Source organism: Paracoccus aminovorans (genome assembly GCF_900005615.1).
Lineage (GTDB): Bacteria > Pseudomonadota > Alphaproteobacteria > Rhodobacterales > Rhodobacteraceae > Paracoccus > Paracoccus aminovorans.
Map to the genome: position 1 here is coordinate 220,457 of NZ_LN832559.1, position 22,174 is coordinate 242,630.

At 66.1% G+C, this 22,174-nt stretch carries 19 protein-coding genes, 2 tRNA genes, 2 pseudogenes and 1 other annotated feature; of the genes and pseudogenes, 20 read left to right on the top strand and 3 right to left on the bottom strand.

Annotated features, from left to right (window positions below):
- The 9 genes and pseudogenes from fdhE (at position 1) to JCM7685_RS19470 (ending at position 8,460) form a co-directional block, all read left to right on the top strand.
- Complete coding sequence (gene fdhE, locus JCM7685_RS01145; RefSeq protein WP_074968576.1) at positions 1-909, top strand: formate dehydrogenase accessory protein FdhE; 909 nt, start codon at positions 1-3, stop codon at positions 907-909.
- Positions 909-2,240 (top strand): L-seryl-tRNA(Sec) selenium transferase, encoded by a 1,332-nt coding sequence (selA, locus tag JCM7685_RS01150; protein ID WP_074968578.1) that lies wholly within the window; start codon positions 909-911, stop codon positions 2,238-2,240. The genes fdhE and selA overlap by 1 nt, the downstream gene beginning before the upstream one ends.
- Positions 2,237-4,162 carry a selenocysteine-specific translation elongation factor gene (selB, locus tag JCM7685_RS01155; protein ID WP_074968580.1) on the top strand — a complete coding sequence of 642 codons (1,926 nt, stop codon included), beginning with the start codon at positions 2,237-2,239 and terminating at the stop codon, positions 4,160-4,162. Before selA ends, selB begins: the two co-directional genes overlap by 4 nt.
- A gap of 7 nt (positions 4,163-4,169) precedes the next feature.
- Positions 4,170-4,265: transfer RNA gene (locus JCM7685_RS01160), tRNA-Sec, on the top strand.
- 202 nt (positions 4,266-4,467) lie between these two features.
- Positions 4,468-4,896: pseudogene (locus JCM7685_RS01165) on the top strand (IS3 family transposase); the annotation flags it as partial.
- A 248-nt stretch (positions 4,897-5,144) separates the two neighbouring features.
- Positions 5,145-6,317 (top strand): annotated as a pseudogene (locus JCM7685_RS01170) (IS3 family transposase).
- Positions 5,426-5,543, top strand: a sequence feature (AL1L pseudoknot). (Overlaps the previous pseudogene by 118 nt.)
- A gap of 90 nt (positions 6,318-6,407) precedes the next feature.
- A tRNA-Ser gene (locus JCM7685_RS01175) sits at positions 6,408-6,497 on the top strand.
- Positions 6,498-6,885: 388 nt separating this feature from the next.
- Positions 6,886-7,722, top strand: coding sequence for a DUF3883 domain-containing protein (locus tag JCM7685_RS01180; protein WP_074969540.1), 837 nt, complete (start codon positions 6,886-6,888; stop codon positions 7,720-7,722).
- A 315-nt stretch (positions 7,723-8,037) separates the two neighbouring features.
- Positions 8,038-8,460, top strand: coding sequence for a hypothetical protein (locus JCM7685_RS19470; RefSeq protein ID WP_139218113.1), 423 nt, complete (start codon positions 8,038-8,040; stop codon positions 8,458-8,460).
- Positions 8,461-8,491: 31 nt separating this feature from the next.
- Here the strand turns inward: JCM7685_RS19470 and JCM7685_RS01185 are convergent, their stop codons facing one another.
- From JCM7685_RS01185 to JCM7685_RS01195, 3 genes are read right to left on the bottom strand one after another with little or no spacing between them, the layout of a single operon-like run.
- The gene (locus JCM7685_RS01185; protein ID WP_074969536.1) at positions 8,492-8,875 is read right to left on the bottom strand and encodes a hypothetical protein; all 384 of its coding nucleotides are present in this window, start codon (positions 8,873-8,875) and stop codon (positions 8,492-8,494) included.
- Positions 8,872-10,197 (bottom strand): recombinase family protein, encoded by a 1,326-nt coding sequence (locus JCM7685_RS01190; protein ID WP_074969534.1) that lies wholly within the window; start codon positions 10,195-10,197, stop codon positions 8,872-8,874. The genes JCM7685_RS01185 and JCM7685_RS01190 overlap by 4 nt, the downstream gene beginning before the upstream one ends.
- Positions 10,197-10,652 carry a DUF2924 domain-containing protein gene (locus tag JCM7685_RS01195; RefSeq protein ID WP_074969532.1) on the bottom strand — a complete coding sequence of 152 codons (456 nt, stop codon included), beginning with the start codon at positions 10,650-10,652 and terminating at the stop codon, positions 10,197-10,199. Before JCM7685_RS01195 ends, JCM7685_RS01190 begins: the two co-directional genes overlap by 1 nt.
- A gap of 594 nt (positions 10,653-11,246) precedes the next feature.
- Between JCM7685_RS01195 and JCM7685_RS01205 the strand changes: the two genes are divergently transcribed.
- The 11 genes from JCM7685_RS01205 (at position 11,247) to JCM7685_RS01250 (ending at position 22,025) form a co-directional block, all read left to right on the top strand.
- On the top strand, positions 11,247-13,454 hold the full coding sequence (locus JCM7685_RS01205) for a hypothetical protein (RefSeq protein WP_100526007.1): 2,208 nt from the start codon (positions 11,247-11,249) through the stop codon (positions 13,452-13,454).
- Between the two features lie 93 nt (positions 13,455-13,547).
- Entirely contained in the window at positions 13,548-13,793 is a 246-nt protein-coding gene (locus JCM7685_RS19475) for a hypothetical protein (protein ID WP_139218112.1), read from the top strand.
- Between the two features lie 99 nt (positions 13,794-13,892).
- Positions 13,893-14,615 carry an RNA polymerase sigma factor gene (locus JCM7685_RS01210; RefSeq protein ID WP_074969526.1) on the top strand — a complete coding sequence of 241 codons (723 nt, stop codon included), beginning with the start codon at positions 13,893-13,895 and terminating at the stop codon, positions 14,613-14,615.
- An 84-nt stretch (positions 14,616-14,699) separates the two neighbouring features.
- Entirely contained in the window at positions 14,700-14,894 is a 195-nt protein-coding gene (locus JCM7685_RS01215) for a hypothetical protein (protein ID WP_018303655.1), read from the top strand.
- Positions 14,895-14,932: 38 nt separating this feature from the next.
- On the top strand, positions 14,933-15,229 hold the full coding sequence (locus JCM7685_RS01220; RefSeq protein WP_074969524.1) for a hypothetical protein: 297 nt from the start codon (positions 14,933-14,935) through the stop codon (positions 15,227-15,229).
- Positions 15,229-16,104 carry an ATP-binding protein gene (locus tag JCM7685_RS01225; protein ID WP_074969522.1) on the top strand — a complete coding sequence of 292 codons (876 nt, stop codon included), beginning with the start codon at positions 15,229-15,231 and terminating at the stop codon, positions 16,102-16,104. Before JCM7685_RS01220 ends, JCM7685_RS01225 begins: the two co-directional genes overlap by 1 nt.
- 98 nt (positions 16,105-16,202) lie before the next feature.
- Positions 16,203-16,823: a hypothetical protein gene (locus JCM7685_RS01230; protein ID WP_074969521.1), complete on the top strand. Its 621-nt coding sequence runs from the start codon at positions 16,203-16,205 to the stop codon at positions 16,821-16,823.
- Between the two features lie 14 nt (positions 16,824-16,837).
- Positions 16,838-18,526 carry a DEAD/DEAH box helicase gene (locus tag JCM7685_RS01235; protein WP_074969519.1) on the top strand — a complete coding sequence of 563 codons (1,689 nt, stop codon included), beginning with the start codon at positions 16,838-16,840 and terminating at the stop codon, positions 18,524-18,526.
- 207 nt (positions 18,527-18,733) lie between these two features.
- On the top strand, positions 18,734-18,940 hold the full coding sequence (locus JCM7685_RS01240; RefSeq protein WP_045683641.1) for a DUF6511 domain-containing protein: 207 nt from the start codon (positions 18,734-18,736) through the stop codon (positions 18,938-18,940).
- The gene (locus JCM7685_RS01245; protein ID WP_074969517.1) at positions 18,937-19,707 is read left to right on the top strand and encodes a PD-(D/E)XK nuclease family protein; all 771 of its coding nucleotides are present in this window, start codon (positions 18,937-18,939) and stop codon (positions 19,705-19,707) included. Before JCM7685_RS01240 ends, JCM7685_RS01245 begins: the two co-directional genes overlap by 4 nt.
- Positions 19,704-22,025 carry an AAA family ATPase gene (locus JCM7685_RS01250; protein ID WP_231964671.1) on the top strand — a complete coding sequence of 774 codons (2,322 nt, stop codon included), beginning with the start codon at positions 19,704-19,706 and terminating at the stop codon, positions 22,023-22,025. The genes JCM7685_RS01245 and JCM7685_RS01250 overlap by 4 nt, the downstream gene beginning before the upstream one ends.
- Positions 22,026-22,174 lie beyond the last annotated feature (149 nt).

Here is a 22,174-nt window from a genome sequence, read left to right on the forward strand (position 1 = left end):
ATGTCAGCAAGCCTGAAACCCGACCCCTCGATGATCGGCGGCGTCGCCAAGGTTCCCCTGGCGCGCCTGCCCAATCCGCAAGCGATCTTCGACACCCGCGCCGCGCGCTTCGATTTCCTCGCCGGACATAGCGCCAATCTGGCACCTTATCTGCGTTTCCTGGCTGCGATCTGCCGGGCGCAGGCGGAGCTGGCCCGCGCGCTTTCGGGCCCTGCGCCGCTGGCCGCCGAGCGGATCGAACAGGCCCGCGCCGCGCGGATGCCGCCGCTGGACCGCAACGACTGGCGTGATACCTTGCCCGAGGCCATGGACAGGCTGCTGGAAAAGCTGCAGGCGGTCGAGATGCCTCAGCCCGCCCGGCTGGCGCTTGACGCGCTGGGCGCGGCCGAGCCCTCGGACCGTGAGTGGGTGATGGGCAATGTCCTGACCGACACCATTCCGGCCGACAGCGTGGCGCCGCATCTTTTCGCCGCCGCCGCCTTGCAGGTCGTGGCCTGTCTCTCGGCCGCCACCCTGCCGGTCGACAAGCTGGTGCCGATCCGTCCCGGCATCTGCCCGGCCTGCGGCGGCCGCCCCATTGCCAGCCTGGTGACCGAAAACATCGGCGCCGAGGGCGCGCGCTATTGCGCCTGCGCCACCTGCCAGACGCTCTGGAACGAGGTGCGGGTGAAATGCACCTGCTGCGGCTCGACCAAGGGCATCACTTATCGCTCGGTCGAGGTCGAGGATGCGACCATCAAGGCCGAATGTTGCCGGGAATGCGGCAAGTGGGTCAAGATTTTGTATCAGAGCAAGAATCCGACACTGGAAGTTGTAGCTGACGATGTGGCGAGCCTGGGGCTCGACCTGATGATGCGGGATACGGAATGGCAGCGCGGCGGCTTCAATCCGTTCCTGACGGGCTATTGATGGACCTGCGCGCGCTGCCCTCGGTGGATCGCTTGCTGGCCGACGCCGGCCCGCTGATCGCCGCCCATGGCCGGGCCGTGGTGACCGACGCCCTGCGTGCGGAACTGGCCGAAATTCGCACCAGCCGTCCCGATCCCTTGCCCGATGCCCCGTCGATCCTGGCCGCGGCCGAGGCACGGCTGACGCGCCAGGCGCGATCCAAGCTGCGGCCGGTGCTGAACCTGACCGGCACGGTGCTGCACACCAATCTGGGCCGCGCCCTGCTGGCCGAGGCCGCCGTCGAGGCCGCCACCGCCGCCATGCGCGCGCCCGCGGCGCTGGAATACGATCTCGACAGCGGCGGTCGCGGCGAACGCGACAGCCATCTGCGCGGGCTGCTTTGCGAGCTGACCGGGGCCGAGGATGCCACGGTCGTCAACAACAATGCCGCCGCGGTGCTGATCGTGCTGAACACCCTGGCCCGCGGTCGCGAGGCCGTGGTCTCGCGCGGCGAACTCATCGAGATCGGCGGCGCCTTCCGCATGCCCGCGATCATGGAGCAGGCCGGCTGCACCCTGCGCGAGGTCGGCACCACCAACCGCACCCATGCCCGCGACTATCGTCAGGCCATCGGTCCCGAGACCGGCCTCTTGATGAAGGTCCATACCTCGAACTATCGCATCGAGGGCTTCACCGCCGAGGTTTCCGCCCCCGAACTTGCCGCCATCGCGCATGAGGCGGGGTTGCCGCTGGTCAACGACCTCGGCTCGGGCACGCTGGTCGATCTACGCCGCTGGGGTCTTGCGCCCGAGCCTACCGTGGCCGAAGCCGTGGCCGAGGGCGCCGATGTCGTCACCTTCTCGGGCGACAAGCTGCTGGGCGGGCCGCAGGCCGGCTTCATCGTCGGCAGGCGCGAGATCATCGCCGCGATCAACCGCAATCCGCTGAAACGCGCGCTGCGCCTCGACAAGATCCGCATCGCCGCGACCGAGGCGACGCTGCGCCTCTATCGCGACCCCGACCGGCTGGCCGAGCGGTTGCCGACCCTGCGCCTGCTGTCCCGCCCGCAGGCCCAGATCCGGGCCCAGGCCGACCGCCTTGCCGCGCCGGTGGCCAAGGCTCTGGGCTGCACTGTCAGCGTCGTCGATTGCGCCAGCCAGATCGGCTCGGGCGCGCTGCCGACCGACACCATTCCCAGCGCCGGCCTGGCGCTGACCCCGAACCCCGAGGCCCTGGCCGACGGGCTGCGCGGGCTGGGAACCCCGATCATCGGCCGCATCCACGACGGCGCGCTGATTCTCGACCTGCGCTGCCTGGCCGACGACGCGGCGCTGCTCGACGCCCTCACATGATCGTCGGCACGGCGGGGCATATCGACCACGGCAAGACCGCGCTGGTCCGGGCGCTGACCGGCGTCGATGCCGACCGGCTGGCCGAGGAAAAGGCCCGCGGCATCACCATCGACCTGGGCTTCGCCTATGCCGATCTGGGCGCGGGTGCGATCACCGGCTTCGTGGACGTGCCGGGGCACGAGAAATTCGTCCACACCATGCTGGCCGGCGCCGGCGGCATCGACCTTGCCCTGCTGGTCGTCGCCGCCGATGACGGTATCATGCCGCAGACGCGCGAGCATCTGGCGATCCTCGACCTGCTGGGCATCGCGCGCGGCATGGTCGCGCTGACCAAGTCCGACTTGGCCGAGCCGGCGCGCATCGCCGAACTGACCGCCGAAATCGCCGAACTGCTGGCCCCGACCGGCCTGGCCGGTGCGCCGCTCTTCCCGGTCTCGTCCGTGACCGGCGCCGGCATCGACGCCCTGCGCACCGCCCTTGCCGAGGCCGAAGCGCAGACCGTCGCCCGCGCCACCGAGGCGCGTTTCCGCCTGGCCGTCGATCGCAGCTTCACCCTGGCCGGTGCGGGCACGGTCGTCACCGGCACCGTGCTGTCGGGCCGCGTCGCGACCGGAGACCAGGTCTTGGTCAGCCCTTCGGGCCTGGCCGCCCGCGTGCGCGGCATCCACGCCCAGAACCGCAAGGCCGAGACCGGCGCCGCCGGCCAGCGCTGCGCCCTGAACCTGGCCGGCGAGGCGATCACCCGCGAGGCGATCCATCGCGGCGACGTGGTGCTGGACCCCGCCCTGCACGCGCCCACCCAGCGCATCGACGTCAGCCTGCGGGTGCTGGAAACCGAGCCGAAGCCGCTGGCCACCTGGTTTCCCGCCCGCCTGCATCTGGGCGCGGCCGAGACCGGCGCCCGCATCGTGCCGCTGGAGGGCCCCATCGCCCCCGGCGCCGAGGGGCTGGCGCAGATCGTCCTCGACCGCCCCGTGGCCGCAACCTTCGGCGAGCGGTTCATCCTGCGCGACAGCTCGGCGCGGCGCACCATCGGCGGCGGCCGCCTGATCGACCTGCGCGCCCCTGCCCGCCGCCGTGCCCGGCCCGAGCGCCTGGCCCTGCTCCGCGCCATGGCCCTGGCCGAGCCGGCGCAGGCGCTGGCGGCCCTGGCGGCGCGACAGGTAATCGACCTCGACGCTTTCGCCCGCGACCGCGCGCTGGCGGCCTCGGGGCTGGACGGCGCCGTCTCCGCCTCGGGCGTGGCGGTGATCGCCGGCACCCGCCAGGCGCTGGCGCCGGCGCAGCTGGACGCCCTGCGCGCGGCGATGGCGGCCGAACTGGCCGCCTTCCATGCCGAGAACGCCGATCTCCAGGGCCTCGGCCGCGAACGCCTGCGGCTGAAGCTGGAGCCGCGCCTGCCGAAGGAGGCCTTTGCCGCGCTGCTTCGGGCCGAGACCGCTGCCGGTCGCATCGCCCTCGACGGCGCCTTCGTCCGCCTGCCCGGCCACCTGCCGCAGCTGTCCGGGGCGGACGAGGCGACCCTGGCCCGCATCCTGCCCCGCCTTGCGGGCGAAGAGCGTTTCCGCCCGCCCCGCGTGCGCGACTTCGCCCAAGAATTCGGCCTGGACGAGCCCGATCTGCGCCGAATCCTGCGCATGGCCGCGCGCCAGGGCCGCATCGACCAGATCGCGCAGGATCATTTCTTCGCCCGCGCCACCACGACCGAGATGGTCGCGATCATCCGCGACCTGGCCGCGCAGGCGCCGGACGGCTGGTTCACCGCCCCGGCCTTTCGCGACCGGGTGCAGAACGGCCGCAAGGTGGCGATCCAGATCCTCGACTTCTTCGACCGGCTCGGTCTGACCTTGCGTCGGGGCGATCTTCGTCGCATCAATCCGCATCGGATCGACCTGTTCACCCCGGACGGGTCCGAGTTGTGAAGCAGAGGGAAGAGAAGCGTCCCCGGTGGGGCGGCCGGACTTCAAATCCGGTTGGGGCAGTGAGCCTGTCCCGGGTGGGTTCGACTCCCACTCTCTTCCGCCAAAACACCATATAATGTTCTGTTTTTATTATATTTATTTTGCGGATACTTTTTTAGTATCCGCCAGGCACCCCCACATGAAATTCTCCAGCTTGGGGAAATTCGCCCACGACCGGAGTCGGGGGCGCTGTTGTCAGCGCTTGTTCAGTTGATATTCGATGCACTCGGCAGCTTTCGTGGTTTTGCCAAGGATGAATTCGGCCGTTGTATCTGGCAGTCATCCTGGACCTGCATTCCCGCCGCGTGATCGGCTGGGCCGTCAGCAACCGCATGAAGCGCGATCTGGCGATCCGGGCCTTGAAGATGGCGATTGCCTTCAGGTCGCCACCCAAAGGCTGCATCTTCCACAGCGACAGGGGCAGCCAATACTGTTCGCATGACTATCAGAAGATCCTGCGCCAGCATGGCTTCAAAGTCTCGATGAGCGGCAAAGGTAATTGTTATGATAATGCGGCCGTCGAGACGTTCTTCAAAACCATCAAGGCCGAGTTGATCTGGCGGTGGTCATGGGTAACCCGGCGGCACGATGAGATGGCGATCTTCGAATACATCAACGGCTTTTACAATCCGCGTCGACGGCACTCAGCATTGGGCTGGAAAAGCCCGGTCGCTTTTGAACGGAAGGTGGCTTAAACGAGCAATCGGAGCGGCACAAATACGTGACAGGTCCACTTCCTGTCCGCTGGTCAGCTGAGCGATCCCACCGACGCAGGAACCATGACGCGGGCTTCAAGGCGCGGGTGGCATTGGAAGCCGTGAAGGGCGAGCGCACGGTATCGGAGTTGGCGGCCGAATACGGCGTGCATGCGGCGCAGATGTGGCAATCCCTGAACCGCGCCGGGTTTGCCGGAGGCTCCAACTCCTGAGTAGGATGGAGCATCATGAGCACGACGACGAACAAGTTTTCCCCTGAAGTGCGCGAGCGTGCGGTGCGGCTGGTTCTCGACAATGAGGGGCAGCACGGATCGCGGCGGCAAGCGGTGATGTCGATTTCCGCGAAGATCGGCTGTGCGCCCCAGACCCTGAATGAGTGGGTCAAGAAGGCCGAGGTCGACAGCGGCAAGCGCGCGGGGATCCCGACCGATATGGCCGAGAAGATGAAGGCGCTGGAGCGGGAGAACCGCGAGTTGCGTCAGGCGAACGAGATCCTTCGCAAAGCCTCGGCGTATTTTGCGATGGCGGAGTTCGACCGCCGGTCGAAGTGATGGTGTCGTTCATCGATGCACATCGGGGGAGTGCATGGGGTCGAGCCGATCTGTGGCGTGCTGCCGATCGCCCCGTCCACCTATTACAGCCACCTGGCGAAGCGGGCCGATCCCACGCGGCAGTCCGACCGGGCGCGCCGCGACGAGGCCCTGCGGCCAGAGATCCTGCGCGTATTCGAGGAAAACTGGCATGTCTACGGCGTGCGCAAGGTCTGGCGGCAGCTGGGCCGGGAAGGCTTCGATGTTGCCCGATGCACGGTGGCAAGGCTGATGAAGGGCATGGGTATTCAAGGCATTATCCGCGGCAAGCCGCATAGAACGACGGTGCCGGACAAGAAGGCTCCATACCCGTTGGACAAGGTGAATCGGCAGTTCCGGGTACCCGCGCCGAATATGCTCTGGGTCAGCGATTTCACCTATGTCGCCACCTGGAAGGGTTTCGCCTATGTGGCGTTCGTGATCGATGCCTATGCCCGGCGGATGGTCGGCTGGCGGGTCAGCACCTCGGCCCATGCAGGGTTCGTGCTCGATGCCTTGGAGCAAGCCGTGCATGATCGGCGCCCGGCCAAGGGCATGGGACTGGTCCATCATAGCGACCGCGGTTCGCAGTATCTGAGCATTCGCTACAGTGAGCGGCTGGCGGAAGCTGGCATCGAACCGTCGCTGGGCAGTGTCGGCGACAGCTATCTGCACGCCTGGGAGACCGGCTCGCAGGCCAAGGCTGCAATCGGTCGCTGGATCACCTTCTACAACCACCAGCGGCCCCACGCCGCCCATGGCGGACAGCCGCCCGCCGTGGTCTACTTCAACCAGATCGAAACCGACCAGCAGGCGAAGGCAGTAGCTTAGACGGGCCGGAAATCTGTCCAATGATCAGGGAGTAGCTTACTATCCAAAAACCCCTTGTTTCCTTGACGCTTGATCCATATACGGGGCGGCGGAGACGTGGCCGAGTGGTCGAAGGCACACCCCTGCTAAGGGTGCAGGCGGGGAACCGCCTCGAGGGTTCGAATCCCTTCGTCTCCGCCACATTCAGACGCTGAATCCGTCCAAGGGCCCCGATTGGGGCCTTTTTTCTTTTTGTTTCAAAGGGTGTTGGCAAGGCTATCCGCCCTTCGGAGACTGGGCGCTTGACGCGGAACGGGTCTCCGAACGGCCTGCGTCTCTCTTCGAGCGCCCCTCAATGGTCACGGGACGCCGCAAAACATCCTCGCATATCCAATGGGTTGCCGCGTTCATGGGTTCGCCCCGTTCGCGAAAAAATCCGGTGATGGAGACCGACACGAAGGCGCAGGGCGGCCAGAAGGACGGCTCCGTGGCGGCCGATCCCCAAGTCCGGCGGAAGCGTCCGAAGCGAGGCAGGACCCTGCCGGAAGTCTCTGATGACAAACAGACTTCGTGCCCATAGCCTGGCGCAATGTCGAACGGTCCCTGGACGGATGAAGAGAACGACCTGATCGTCGCGGATTACTTCGCGATGCTGGCCGACGACATCTCTGCGCGCCGCTACAGCAAGGCCGAGCATCGCCGCGCGCTGCTGCCGCTGCTGAGCGACCGGTCCGAGGGGTCCGTCGAGTTCAAGCACCAGAACATCAGCGCGGTTCTGAAGGGCCTCGGCGAGGACTGGATCCCCGGCTACAAGCCCGCGTTCAACTTCCAGATGACCTTGGTGGATGCCGTGGCGCGGTGGCTGGCGCTGAACCCGGCCTGGCTCGGGCGCCAACCTGTGCTGCAACCCGCCGCTGGCCTGCGCGAGGCCGCGCAGATCTGGATCGGACCGCCGCCGACGCTGTCGAACCAGCCGCCGCCGCAGGAACTGGACCAGATGCTGCACATCGCCCGCAAGTTCGACGTGGCGGGCCGGGACGAACGCAACCGGGCCCTCGGGCGCGCGGGCGAGGAACGTGTGCTGGCGCATGAACGGGCGTCTCTGCGCTCGGCAGGACGGGACGATCTGGCGCGCAAGGTGCGCTGGGTGTCGGAGGAGGATGGCGACGGCGCGGGCTACGACATCGCGAGTTTCGCCCCGGACGGGCTCCCGCGGCTGATCGAGGTCAAGACGACGAACGGGTGGGAGCGCACGCCCTTCCACATCACCCGCAACGAACTGGCCGTGGCCGAGGAGCGCCGGTCGGAATGGCGCCTGTTCCGGCTCTGGAATTTCTCACGCGAGCCGAAGGCGTTCGAGCTGCATCCGCCGCTGGACGCGCATGTCTCGCTGACCGCGACGACGTTTCAGGCGCGCTTTCACTGAAGCGAGTTCTGACGCCTGCCATTGCAGTCGGGCCGTGAAGCGGCAGCGGTAGAGCCAATGGCGAGTAGACAGTTCTCGCAAGTCGACGGTATCGTTTGAAGAGTAAGCGCTTGGTTTGAAAGGCTCACTTTGGCGACTTGTTGGACTTGCGGCGAACCGATCGTGTTTCGGCATGTAGATGGGGTTCTCAAGCCGATACACCTGAATGGGGGCTGGTGCTCGGCCGCGTCCTCCAGCTCACTTTCCAGTGCGCCTTTCAGATCAGTTGAGTCCTACGTCAATCCTAACGCCTACTGCCCGGTGTGTGGCGAGAAGGTGTTTTATTACCAGAGCCGATACGGTGGTCGCGTATTCTTTGACGACTTAGGTTGGCCGTGGCCGAAGCATCCATGTACCGACAACAGCAATCGTCCATTGAAGTCGCCGCCTGTCGTCCGCGGATCGATCGTCATAAAGGATCGTCAAGGGCAAAGCCTGGATATTTATGATCTTGATGACCTGCAGGAGGAGCCGGAACGCTACGCCTTTACCTTTCGGAACCCGAGAACACGCGCTCGACTGGACCTAGTATTCTCGAAAAAGGCGATGGCAAAAGGGGGCGTGAGGATCGATGATTTCTGGGATGCGCCATCATTCCTTCTTCGCAAGGATGAGGAAAAGAAGAACGCATACCGCGTCGAGTTCATTTCGTGTCGGCACGGCAAGGTGCTCCGCTTTCGGATGCAACGCCCACGGTGATGACGGCTTCTTTGCAAGCCCTTACTGATGGTCAGTCGAACACCCGCTCCGGCTGTTCGTGCCACGGCAGGGCCGCGACATCGGTCAGATTCAACAGGGTCACGGCGGGCACCTCACGCTTGTAGACCAAGCGCTTGAGGACCCCCGGAGCGAGATAGGCAAGCCGCAGCTGTCGGCTGACATGGCGTTCGGCCAGCCCTACGGCTTTCGCCAGATCGGTCACCGTGTTGAATTCACCAGCCTCCATGCGCCGCCGCCAGCCCCACGCCCTGCCAATGGCGCGCAAGATATGCGGATCCTGTGTCCGGTCTTCGCTCGGCAGATAGGTGGCGGGCGGCATGATCTTCGGCCGCCCGTTCTGCTTGCGGACCTTGAGCGGCACGAAGATCTGGATGGACTCGTCGTATTTCATCATTCCGCCGCCACCTTCTTTCGTGGCGCCATCATGTCGCGCATGACGCCGGAGACGCCGTCGGTCCGGACATCGATCACCAGTCCCTCGGACGTCACGGTGACCCGGCGCACCAGCAATTGCACGATCCGGGTCTGCTCCGCAGGGAACAGCTGGCCCCAGACTTCTTCGAACGTCTGCAGCGCGGAGATCACATCGGCCTCGGCGAAGGCGTGACCCTCGCGCGCCAAGTGGGCGATGACCTGTGCCGTGATCGACGGGGCGCGCATCACCCGCCGCAACTCGGTCACCACGGCCGCTTCCACGAGGTCGGCAGGAAGGCGGCGCGGGATGCCTGCATCGCTGGGTTCGCGATTTTTGATGACGTCCATTGAGACGTAGTACCGGTATCGCCGCGCGCCCTTCTTCGTGCTGCTCGGGGTCATGGCGGCACCCGTGGCCGTAAAGATCAGCCCCTTGAGCAACGCAGGCGCCTGCGCGCGGGTGTTGTTGGCGCGCTTTCGCGGGCTCTCGCGCAAGATGGCATGGACCTGATCCCATAGCTTCTGGTCGATGATGGCCTGATGCTCGCCGGGATAGGCCCTGCCCTTGTGGACCGCGTCGCCGCGATAGACGCGGTTCACCAGCACCCTGTAGAGATATCCCTTGTCGACCAAAGTGCCCTGCTTGTTGCGGAACCCCTTGCGGCGCAGTTCACGGGCCAGCACGGTCGCTGATCCGACCTCGACGAACCTCTCGAAGATGCCCCGCACGGTGGCGGCCTCTTCCTCGTTCACCACGAGTTTGCGGTCCTTCACATCGTACCCGAGCGGGACATAGCCGCCCATCCACATGCCCTTCATGCGGGAGGCGCGGACCTTGTCGCGGATGCGCTCAGCCGTGACTTCGCGCTCGAACTGGGCGAAGCTGAGCAGGATGTTCAGCGTCAGCCGCCCCATGGAGGTGGTGGTGTTGAAGGACTGCGTGACCGAGACGAAGGTCACGCCGTTGCGGTCGAAGACCTCGACCAGCTTCGAGAAGTCCATCAGCGAACGTGACAGGCGGTCGATCTTGTAGACGACCACCACATCGATAAGGCCGTCTTCGATGTCGGCCAGAAGCTGCTTGAGGCCGGGCCGTTCCAGCGTGCCACCCGAGATGCCGCCGTCGTCATACTGATCTCGGACCAGCACCCAGCCCTCGGATCGCTGGCTGGCAATGTAGGCCTCACAGGCCTCCCGCTGGGCGTGCAGGCTGTTGAACTCCTGCTCCAGCCCTTCCTCGGACGACTTGCGCGTGTAGATGGCGCAGCGCTGGCGGCGGACAGGATTTGCGCGCTGATCCATCAATCATTCCCCCGCTTGCGTTCGCGTAACCCGAAGAAGCGGTAGCCATTCCAGCGCGTCCCGGTGATCGCCCGCGCAATCGCGGACAAGGATTTGTAAGGGCGGCCTTGCCAATCGAACCCGTCCCGCAAGACGGTGATCGTGTGCTCGACCCCGTTCCATTCGCGGATCAACCTCGTGCCGACCACGGGATTGCGAGGATCGGCGATCTGGCTCTTGCGTCTCAGGGTGCCACTGACCTCGTCGGCCAGCAGGTCCAGCATGCGTCGGGTTTCGCGATCAGGACCGCCATAGGTCAGCTCCTGGATGCGGTAGGCTAACCGGCTCTCGAGGAACGCTCGGCTGTTGTTCGGCGCCGCCGTGGCAAAGATCGTCTGCCACTCGGACTTCAACTGGGTGACGGACATGGACTTCAGCGCGGCGAGGCGCGCAGGGATGGGATCGGGCTTCGTCATGCGTTTCTCCGGTGAGTTGGAGCTGCATGACGGCATTGGTCGTCGGGATAGTGTAGGCAACGTTCTCCAGTGTTGTCAGATACTTCGACCCCATCCTGCCCGAGCAGCCGAACCAGCCCGAGCGCCAGCAGGCCGCACAGTTCGGCGCGGCGTTCGGCGGCGGTCATTTGGTCGGGAGGAAGCGGGTTCGGGCGTTTCATGTTTTGGTGGCCATGATCGATGGTGTGCTACCGATCAAAAGCCACCCAGCCGCCCGGGACGGGACATCTCAAAGGAACGGGATGGAGAAATGCGAACAGGGAGAGAACATCAGGGCTTGCCGATCACGGATTTGTCCATGATTATCGGAGGTTGAATCAATCGAGAGCAGTTGTATGTCGAGGTAAGATCATGGCGCGCAAAGCAACTCCGATCAGAGCCCTTGTCCTGGCGCTGATCGATGCTGCGCGCGTGAATCTTGCCCCAGCGATCCTCTCGGGCCAGGAGGGCGGTGATAGTCACCTCAGTCCCCTGAGGCGACGTCGCGGTGTCGAGCCCCGAGCTAGGCTCCACGGTCGCGGTCTATAGTTCAGCTCAGCATTTCCGGAGATTTATATGGTACGCGCCCCGGCCAAAACTTGCCCTAATCTTTCTCGGTTATTCGACGATGCAGAGCCGGAACTGCTGTCAGGATTTCTCAACAGCAAGGCTTTCGAGAGGTTGGCCTGGCTTGCGACCTACAAGTTCGACCCCGACGATCCGGACGGTCCGACAGCAGCGAGGAATATGCTGCCGAAGGAAAAGAAGGACCGGCTGGGCCCGCTCGAAGCTGAAGCAGCACGGATTGTCACAATTGCCAGCGACCGCGGCGAATACGTCCTCCAAGGTCTCGCCACGACCACTCTTGAACCGGACCGCGCCAAGGAACTTCTGAACCGGCGGGACAAGCTCGCGCGAAGCCTGTGGGCTTTCGCCAACGAGCATGGCTTGTTCGAAGCGGCGGAGAACAGCCTGCACCTGCGTCTCTACCGGCGCTACGACAAGCACTACCAGACCTTCATGGCTGCGCCTTCGGTCGACGGGGGCCCCGACGCCGGCAGTGCATTGCTCGCCGAGCTCCTGGTCGACCTCAACAAGCGTCTCGATCGCGGCGACGGCTACAGCATCGACAAGTTCGACATCCCCAAGGACGGGGATGAACCGGCGGCGGAGATGTACCTGCTGTTCCATCCCGATCCCCCTACGAGCGTTCGGGAGATCGATGACGATGGCAATCGGTCGAGCATCTATTTTCGGCCGCCCGGAGAGGCGATGATTGTTTACACGCCATCGACAGGGCGGGTCCATGTCCGCGCTGGCAACCGAAAGCTCAGACACACCGTTGCCGAACGCTTCATCGAGACTGCTCTCGAGCAGACCTACTCCAACCAGCCCGTGGACTTTCAGGCCTACGACATTTCGCAGTTTCTGCGGGGGCTCGATCTTGAACCGCCGGAACTCGACGACGTGGTGATCGACCGCGCGCAGGTGATCCGCGCTGACATCAGCATCGGCAATTTGGCAAACCGTCTCTCGCTTTCCACCACAATCGACCAGGATATCTCGGAAATCATCGACAGCCAGCCGGGCCTTCCGAAGATTTTCGAGCGCGCGCTCGCAATCCGTTTCGTCGAGATTGCGGTCCGGTATTTCCGCGCGGGACGGGATGAGGCGCAAACCCTCAACTTCACGCTCACCGACCGCAACACGAGCAGCCTTCTTAGCATCGACGACCCGTTCGAGCGAGTTCTGGGGCATCGCTTGCTCAGACACTGGAACATCCTCCGTGATGGTCGCGCACCGGGCGATGAGGAGAGCATGGCTGTCATGCCCGCCTTGCTGGCCATCTGGGACATCGGAGCTGACAGGGTTACCGGCGCATGGCTCCAAACTCGCGGTGTCGATCCTGGCCTCCTGACCGATCTGGGCTTCCTCGTTCCCGCCGGTTGGGAAGGAGACGACCTGATCGACGATGAAGACGAGGTCGGTCCGGTTGCGGCCGAAGTGGTCGTTCGGGTCGATAAGGGAGATGCGGAGGAAGGCGACCGAAAGGTGGCCGACCTCAAGGTCACCGAGGGACAGGTGACGTCTGCGGGCGACCCGGATCGCTACAGGATATATCGGGTGCGCGACGGCTGGGTCGCGCAACACCTGAAGGCACGTCTCGAACAAGTGCTGGATGCGCCTGCCATCGAGAAGTTGACCGATCATCTCCTCTACCTTGGAACGCTCAGTGTCGATGGCGGCGATGTTCCGATCTACCTTGCGCGTGGTCTCGACCGGGAGAGGGTCCGGTCGGCCGTCGATACGGAACTTCGGTCGCGCCATAACCTCGGTATCGGACTGGTTCTGCAGGCAGGCACCGCTCCCGGACCGTGCCTGGCGGCCAATGTTCTGACGCCGCTTGTTGATCAGGTTGACACCAAGCAAGCCGAAATCGCGTTGGTCGCAGACAAGCTCCGGTCCGTGTTCCGGCGACATCGGATATTGGCCCGTGGAGGCATGACCGTCGGACTAACCCGTAGCGGCGATGATATCGCGACCCTCTTCGTGCCAGGAAAAGGCACCATCGACATCAAGGGCGAAAATCGCATCCAGATCATCCAGCGGCTAGTCGATGCCCACAACAATGGCCCGATGCCGATGTCGACCAAGGATCTTGTCAAGGGAATCGCCGAAGACCAGTCCCTGTCGAACATCTTCAAGCAGCCGCTCTGGGACAAGCTGAAGGCCAACTTTCTGAGAAGTCTCGGCGCCAAAGGGCCGTGGGAGATCGCTATCTGACAGCTGGCTCCGATCCGGCTCCGATTGGGGGGTCTGACGGGCTCCGATTCTTCAGGCCAATGGGAGTGCTCCATCGATCAGAGGAGCACTTCCATGCCGACTCCCTTCCCCTCGCGCCAAGCAGCCCAGACGAGCTGGTCCGGTGCAGCGAAGACCAAGCCCACCACCCACAACTCGGAATGGCGCTGCACGCGCTGTGACAAGCTGCTCGGCGTCTGCCGGGACGGCCGCATGCACCTGCGCTTCGCGCGGGGGCACGAGTATCTCGTGGGCTTTCCGGTTCAGGCCACCTGCCGCGGCTGCGGCACACTGAACAACGCGACCGCACCCGCGCGCTGACGCGCGCATTCACCCAACCCCCAGAAATCGCAGAGACGCGCGACGTCCTGACCTGGCCACGAGAAGGCGCCGGACGCCTGGCCGCAAGGCAGGCGTCCGATGTCCTTCGCGTGGCACGAGATCCGTGATCACCTCATGCATTCATCCACGAACCTTCACTTCCAGCGCAGTTTCGACGCCGTCCGGCGTGCGCAGGCCCCCCTCGCGCCGTTCCGGGATCCGGCGGCCCTGCTGGACGGGCTGCATCGCACGACCGGCGATCCGGCCCGGAAGAACGTCATCCTCTCCGCGCTGGTCGGGGCGGCGCAGGGCAAGGGGCCCGCGTCCGACTGCGCCCTGACGCTGCTGTTGCTGGCGCTCTGGCCGGGCCTCGACGCCATCCGTCGCCGGTCGCTCTGGCGCAGGCTCGGCACTGCCGACGAGGTCGCGTCCGACGTGCTGGCGCGCACCACTGAGGCGGTCCGCGGCCTCGACCTCGGGCGCGTCAACTGGATCGCGGCCACGGTGCTGCGAAATGTCGAGCGCGATATGATCCGCGTGCGCCAGCGCGACACGGCGCGCGAACATCTCGCCAGTGGCGCCGATACCGACGAGGTGGCGGACAGCGGCGAAAGCGGCATCGGCGCAACCGGGTACGCCCGGCTAAACGGCGCCGTGCGGAAGCTGCTCGGCGATGACGCCCTGCTGGTGATCCGCGTGGCAATCGAAGGCTTCTCGCAGGCGGAAGTCGCGGTCGAGCTGGGCCTGACCGAGGCCGCCGCCCGCAAGCGGTACCAGCGCGCCATGCGCCGACTGCACGACGCCCTCGAGGAAACCCCCTGACCCGATGTCCCGATCCGGTCCCGCCGGTGGCTTTTTCCATTCGAGCGCCCCGAGCGCCTTCCCTCCAACCGAAAGCAGACACGCATGAACCGCACTGCCGATCTGTCGCTCGAGGATTTCAGGCGTCTTCCGGGGCTCTATCGCCGCTGGGAGCTGACCGAGGTCTGCGAGCCCAACCGCAACTATCAGATCGAGGACGCCGGCGCCCATGCCGACGGGACGCCGCTGTTGGCGATCTACGTCGCCGAGCCCGCGCCCGACGTCCGCGAGGCCGCGTGATGCGCCTTCTCGATCACATCATTTCACGGAGAACCGCCATGCCGGACCAGCCGGACGACATCACCCGTCTTCGCAAGGCGAGCTACGCGCTCGAAGACCTCCCCGAAACCATCGCCTTCCCGCAGCGCGCCGGTGACGAGCCGCGCGAGCCGCTGCCGGTCGTCGAGGCGACCGTCGACGAGATCGCCTTCGCGATCGTGGAGGCGGAGCGGGAGAGCACGGTCGCCTACCGCCGCGCCGATGCACTGAAGCGGCTCTACAAGCTCGCCCGCGAGGCGGGGTGCATCGGCGCAGATCGCGCCGCCACGACGGTGATGAAGAAGGAGGGCCAGTGATGGCCCTTCCCATCATCGGCGCCGATGAGCGGCTCGCGCAACGCAAGGGCATCAAGGGCGTCATCTTCGGCCGATCCGGCATCGGCAAGACCAGCCTGCTCTGGACGCTGAACGCCTCGACCACGCTCTTCCTCGATCTCGAGGCTGGCGATCTGGCTGTCGAGGGGCTGGAGATCGACACCCTCCGGCCCCGCACCTGGAAGGAGTGCCGCGATTTCGCGGTGTTCATCGGCGGGCCGAACCCGGCGCTGCGCGAGGACCAGCCGTACAGCCAGGCGCATTTCGACGAGGTCTGCGGGCGCTACGGCGACCCGGCGGTGATCGGCAAATACGAGACCGTCTTCATCGACTCGATCACCGTGGCCGGGCGGCTCTGCTTCCAGTGGTGCCGCGGCCAGCCCGAGGCGTTTTCCGAGAAGACCGGCAAGCCCGACATCCGTGGCGCCTACGGCCTGCACGGCCGCGAGATGATCGGGTGGCTGACCCACCTGCAGCACACGCGCGGCAAGCATGTCTGGTTCGTGGGCATCCTCGACGAACGGCTCGATGACTTCAATCGCAAGGTTTTCCAGCCGCAGATAGACGGCTCGAAGACCGGGCTCGAACTGCCCGGGATCGTGGATCAGGTCATCACCATGGCCGACATCCCGGACCCCGGCGGCCAGCCGCAGCGCGCCTTCGTCTGCCAGACGCTGAACCCCTGGGGCTTTCCGGCCAAGGACCGCTCCGGCCGCCTCGACAGGGTCGAGGCCCCGCATCTCGGACGGCTGATGGAGAAGATCCAGCGCCCCGCGGCGCCTGCCTCCGAACGCCTGACCTGGCCGCCGGTGACGCCCGCCGATCCCGCCCCCGCGCAGGAGCCCGGCCATGGCTGAGCGCCTCTCATGCCCGGTGTCCCGATCCGGTCGCCGGGGTGGCTTTTCTCCTCTGACGCCACTGCGCGTCCCATCCTCCAACTGAAAGGAGCCGCGCAATGTCCGGACCCTGGAACGACTTCAACTCTGCCCAATCCAACACCAACGTCATCCCGAAGGGCACGCTCGCCAAGGTGCGCCTGACGCTCCGCCCGGGCGGTTTCGACGACGCCTCGCAGGGCTGGACCGGCGGCTGGGCGCGCCGCGCCGCCACCGGCGCCGTCTATCTCGACGCCGAATACACGGTGCTCGAAGGGCCCTATGCCCGGCGCAAGGTCTGGTCGCTGATCGGACTCTACAGCCCGAAGGGCCCGGACTGGGCCAACATGGGGCGCGGCCTGATCCGTGGCATCCTCAACTCGGCGCGCGGCGTGTCGGACAAGGACAACTCGCCCGAGGCGCAGGCGCGCCGCCGCATCAACGGGTTCGGTGATCTCGACGGCGTCGAATTCGTCGCCCGCATCGACATCGGCACCGACACCAACGGCGAGGACAAGAACGAGATCCGCGCTGCGGTCACCCCCGATCACCGCGACTACGCCGCGCTGATGGGCACGGTCGCGCCGCAGTTCGCCGCCGCCCCGGCGCAGGGCCAAGCCACGCAGCCCACCACGGCCACCCAGCCCAGCCAGCCCGCGTCCGCCCCCGGCAATGCCGGTCGGCCGAGCTGGGCGCAGTAAGGGGGAGACCGGCCATGCGCCTGCGCCCCCGCCAGAAGACCTTCGTCGAGCGCAGCGTGGCTGCGCTCGCTTCCCGCGGCAACACGCTGGGCGTGGCGCCCACCGGCGCGGGCAAGACCATCATGCTCTCGGCGGTCACCGGCGAGATGATCGGCCACGGCGCAAAGGCCTGCGTGCTCGCCCATCGCGACGAGCTGACTGCACAGAACCGCGCCAAGTTCCAGCGCGTGGTGCCGGGCGTCGCTACCTCGGTGATCGACGCCACCGAAAAATCCTGGAACGGCCAGGTCGCATTCGCCATGGTGCCGACGCTGGCGCGCGCCTCGAACCTCGCCGACATGCCGCGCCTCGACCTGCTTGTTGTCGACGAGGCGCACCATGCCGTCGCCGACAGCTATCGCCGCATCATCGACCGGGTGCGCGAGGCCAATCCCGATGCACGCATCTTCGGTGTCACGGCGACGCCGAACCGGGGCGACAGGAAGGGCCTGCGCGAGGTCTTCGACAATGTCGCCGATCAGGTGCGGCTGGGCGAGCTGATCGCCTCGGGCCACCTGGTGCCGCCGCGCACCTTTGTCATCGATGTCGGTGTCCGGGACGAATTGCGGTCCGTCCGCAAGACCATGTCGGATTTCGACATGGCGGAGGTGGCGGGCATCATGGACCGCGCCCCCGTCACCGACGAGGTGATCCGCCACTGGAAGGAAAAGGCGGGCGACCGGCAGACCGTGGTGTTCTGCTCCACCGTCGCCCACGCCGAGCATGTCACCGAGGCGTTCAGGGCGGCGGGCGTTTCCGCCGCGCTGATCCACGGCGATCTGGCGGCAGAAACCCGCAAGGCGATCCTCGCCGACTACGCGGCGGGCGACATCCGCGTCGTCGTCAACGTGGCGGTGCTGACCGAGGGATGGGACCATCCGCCCACCTCCTGCGTCGTGCTGCTGCGGCCCAGCTCCTACAAGTCCACGATGATCCAGATGGTCGGGCGCGGGCTGCGCACCGTCGATCCGGAGGAACACCCCGGCATCGTGAAGACCGACTGCGTCGTGCTGGATTTCGGGACGTCGAGCCTGATCCACGGCACGCTGGAACAGGATGTCGATCTCGACGGCAAGACCGAAACCGGCGAGGCGCCGACCAAGACCTGTCCTGCCTGCGAGGCGGAGATCCCGCTGGCCGCCACCGAATGCCCGCTCTGCGGCGAGGCGTTCCCGCGGGAGGACGAAGAGACCGGTGAAGGTGGCGGTGCTGCGCCGCTGTCGGGCTTCATGATGACGGAAATCGACCTGCTGAAGCGGTCCAGCTTCGCCTGGGTCGACATCTACGGCACGGACGACGCGCTGATGGCCACGGGCTTCACAGCCTGGGGCGGCATCTTCTGGCTGGACGGGGTCTGGTACGCCATCGGCGGGGCGAAGGGCGAGCGCCCCCACCTGTTGGGTGTCGGTGAGCGCACTGTCTGCCTCGCGCAGGCCGACGACTGGCTGAACACCCATGAGACCGACGAAAGCGCCTTCAAGACCCGGTCCTGGCTGCGCCAGCCGCCGACCGAAAAGCAGCTGCAGTATCTGCCGCCTGAGTGTCGCCATGACTTCGGCCTGACGCGCTACCGCGCCTCGGCGCTGATGACCTTCGGCTTCAACAAGCGCGCCATCCGCCAGCTGATCGACACGGCCGCCCGGCCCGAACGGAGGGCGGCATGACCCATGGCCTCCATCACCCCCATCACGGCCGAGGACCGGCGGCGGCTCTGGCATCCGCGTGGAACGCTCTGTGCTGTCTGCCGGCAACCCACCCGTGGTTTTGGCTGGTTCGATCCGCACCGGTCGAAGCGGCCCCGGCCCTCGGTCTGGTTCTGCTCGATGCCCTGCCAGTCCTTCTGGACGCGCTTGGCGCGGGAGCGTTTCGCCATGGTTGACCTGACCGAGGAAGAGCGCGCCGCGATCACGGCCACCATGAAGCGCGTGGCGCTGCTGATGGACGAGATCGGCTGGGCCACACCGCTTGCCGACCTGACCGAGGCGCAGGTGCGCGCGCTGATCGAGGAAGCCGTCGAGGGCTTCCGCGAGGCCATGTCCGACATCGCCCGGGCGCAGACGCCGGAGGTGCCGTTTTGACCCTCGATTACAATCGTCGGCCCAGTTTCGCGGAGCAGGTCAACGCCGCCGTCGATCAGGCGCTGACCGCCGATCAGGCGACGCGGCCGCCCCGCGACTACCTCGGCGGCTCGCGCCTCGGCCATGCCTGCGAGCGCGCCCTGCAGTTCGAGTTCACGGCGACGCCGAAGGACGAGGGCCAGGACTTCAGCGGCCAATCGCTGCGCATCTTCGCCATCGGCCACGCGCTCGAGGATCTGGCCGTGGCCTGGCTGCGCGGCGCCAGGTTCGACCTCTACACTCGCAAGGGCAACCGGCCTGATGGCGGCCAGTTCGGTTTCTCGGTCGCGGGCGGGCGCATCCGCGGTCATGTCGACGGCATCATCGCCGCGGGGCCCGAAGGCTTCGAGCTGGCCGTTCCCGCTCTCTGGGAATGCAAGACGATGAACGCGAAGAACTGGCGCGCCTGCGTCAAGGACGGCGTGACCAAGTCGAAGCCGGTCTATGCCGCGCAGATCGCGCTCTACCAGGCCTATATGGAAGGAACGGTCCCCGGCATCTCGGCCGCGTCCGCGCTCTTCACCGCGATCAACAAGGACACCGCCGAGCTTCACCATGAGCTGGTGCCCTTCGACGCCGAGCTCGCGCAGCGCATGTCTGACCGAGGCGTGCGGATCCTGCAGGCGACCGACGCGGGCGAGTTGCTGCCGCGCATCGCCACCACGCCCGACTTCTTCGAATGCCGTTTCTGCCCGTGGTCCGAGCGCTGCTGGAGGCTGCCGGCATGAGCGACGACGGCATCCTGCATTTCAACCCGTGGATGGACTTCAACGATGGGCCGCCGTCCGAGAACCCGTTCGGCTGCGACCCCGACCCCGAGCAGATCGCCGTCTTTCTCGACATCTTGTTCAGCTGGTGCGAGGGGCTGATCCCGCTCCGCGGCTTCGTCGACAAGGGTCAGGGCCGAGACGGCAAGCCGCACAATATCTGGATCGCGGCCGACGACAGCGCACCAGGGAAACTCGCGACCTTTGCCGCATGGGCCAACCGTGAAGGCGCTGCGGTTTATGTCATCCCCGGCACGGTCGAGGAACAGGGCCAGGCCCGCGCCGCTGACGTGCTGCAGATGCAGGCCATCGTCGTCGATCTCGACGCGGGCGACATCCCGGCCAAGCTGGACCATGTCACCCGCCACCTTGGCGCGCCGACGCTGATCATCGAGAGCGGCGGGCGGACGCCCGAGGGGGCGGCGAAGCTCCATGTCTGGTGGAAACTGACCGAACCCGCTGAGGGCGACGACCTGGTCACCCTGTGCCGCCTGCGCGGCGAGATCGCGGTGAAGGTCGGCGGCGACACGCATTTCCGCTCCGCGCACCAGCCGATCCGGGTGCCAGGCACCGTCTATCACAAGCACGGCCATCAACGCCTCGTGCAGATCCGCGAGCATCGCTCGGTCGAAGTGGATCTTGCCGATTTCGCCGAAAAGGTCGCCGACATGCCGCCGCTGCCCGGCGTAGGCTTCGCCAGCGACGTTGCCACACCAGCATCGAAGCCCGGCATCGATGCGGTGCTCACCACGCCGGTGCGCGAAGGCGCGGTTGACGACTGGTCCCGGTTCCAGGGGGCCAGCGCCGCCATCGGCCATTACCTGCGCCTGGTGCACGAGGGCCGCCTCGACCCCTTCGCGGGCTGGGAGGCGATCTGCGGCTACAACGCCGCCATGCTGCGCCCGTCCTGGCCGCTCGATCGGCTTCAGGCCGAATCCGAACGCCTCTGGGCGCTGCATGTGAAGCGCAACGGCCCGCCGCTCCTGCGCGCAGCCCCTGCCAATGCCCCGGCGAGCCCGCTGCCAACCTTCAGTCTCGGCGCGCTGCTGGACGACACGAGCCCCATGCCCGAGGACATCATCGGCCCCCGCGTGCTGACGCCGGGCGGGCTCCTGGTGCTGGGCGGGGCGCCCAAGGTCGGCAAGAGCGACTTCCTGATCTCCTGGCTCGTCCACATGGCGGCAGGCGTACCGTTTCTCGGCTTCACGCCGCCCCGGCCGCTGCGCGTGTTCTATCTGCAGGCCGAAATCCAGTATCACTACCTGCGCGAGCGCATGCAGCAGATCGCGCTGTCTGCCGCCGTGATCGCCGCCGCGCGCGACACCTTCATCGCCACACCGAAGCTGAAGCTGCTGCTCGACGCGGAAGGCGTCGCCCGCGTGGCCGAGGCGATCCGGGCCGCATTCGCCGACGCGCCGCCCGACATCATCGTCATCGACCCGATCCGCAATCTCTTCGACGGCGGACCCGAGGGTGGTGGCGAGAACGACAACACCGCCATGATGTTCTTCCTGAAGGACCGGGTGGAGCTTCTCCGCGAGGCGCTGAACCCGGATGTGGGCGTCATACTCGCCCACCACACCCGCAAGGCCACCAAGCACCAGGTCAAGGACGATCCCTTCCTCGCGCTCTCCGGCGCCAGCGCGCTGCGGGGCTTCTACACCTCGGGGTTGATCATGCACCGGCCCGACGAGGACAGCACCGTCCGCAGGCTGGAAATCGAACTGCGGAACGGCCCCGCGCTGCCAGGCAAGCTGATCGACAAGGTGAAGGGCGAATGGGTCGAGCTGAACCCGCTGAACGAGCGCTTGGTACGCAAGGAGGTCGGCGCCAAACTCGATGCCGAACGGCTCCGCAAGCATGATGTCATCCTCGGCATGCTGCTGGATGAGGCGGCGAGCGAGCGCCTCTACACCGCCATGCAGTTCGCCGAGACCTTCGAGAACCGGGGCGGTCTGGGCAGCAAGCACACCATCCGTGAGCGCCTCAGCGTGCTGGCGACCAAGGGCTTCGTGAAGTTCCTGCGCGACCCCTCGGGGTTCGGCTTCCCCGTCACCCGGTCGCGGTTCGGCTACCTCTGCGTCGAGGGCATGCAGTTCGGCGCGCCCGTCGAGGAGGTCGATCCGGACACCGGCGAGGTCACTACCCAAGCCCGTTCGGTCCTGCCCAGCCACTTCAAGTGCCCCCAATCCGGGCTCTGCCTGCAGGTCGAGAACCCCGCCGTCTGGGTCTACCCGGAGGGGCTGGAGGACGACCTAACTCATATGAGTGAGGCCTGACTCATATGACAGCGCCAACTGTGCACTCAACGAAATCAACGGGTTACGGGCAAATAAGAGTTAGGTCCCTGACTCATGCCCGAAGACTTCATGAAGTCTTATTCCGCAATGATTTCAGCCACTTGAACGCCTCGGAACAGTTAGGTGTC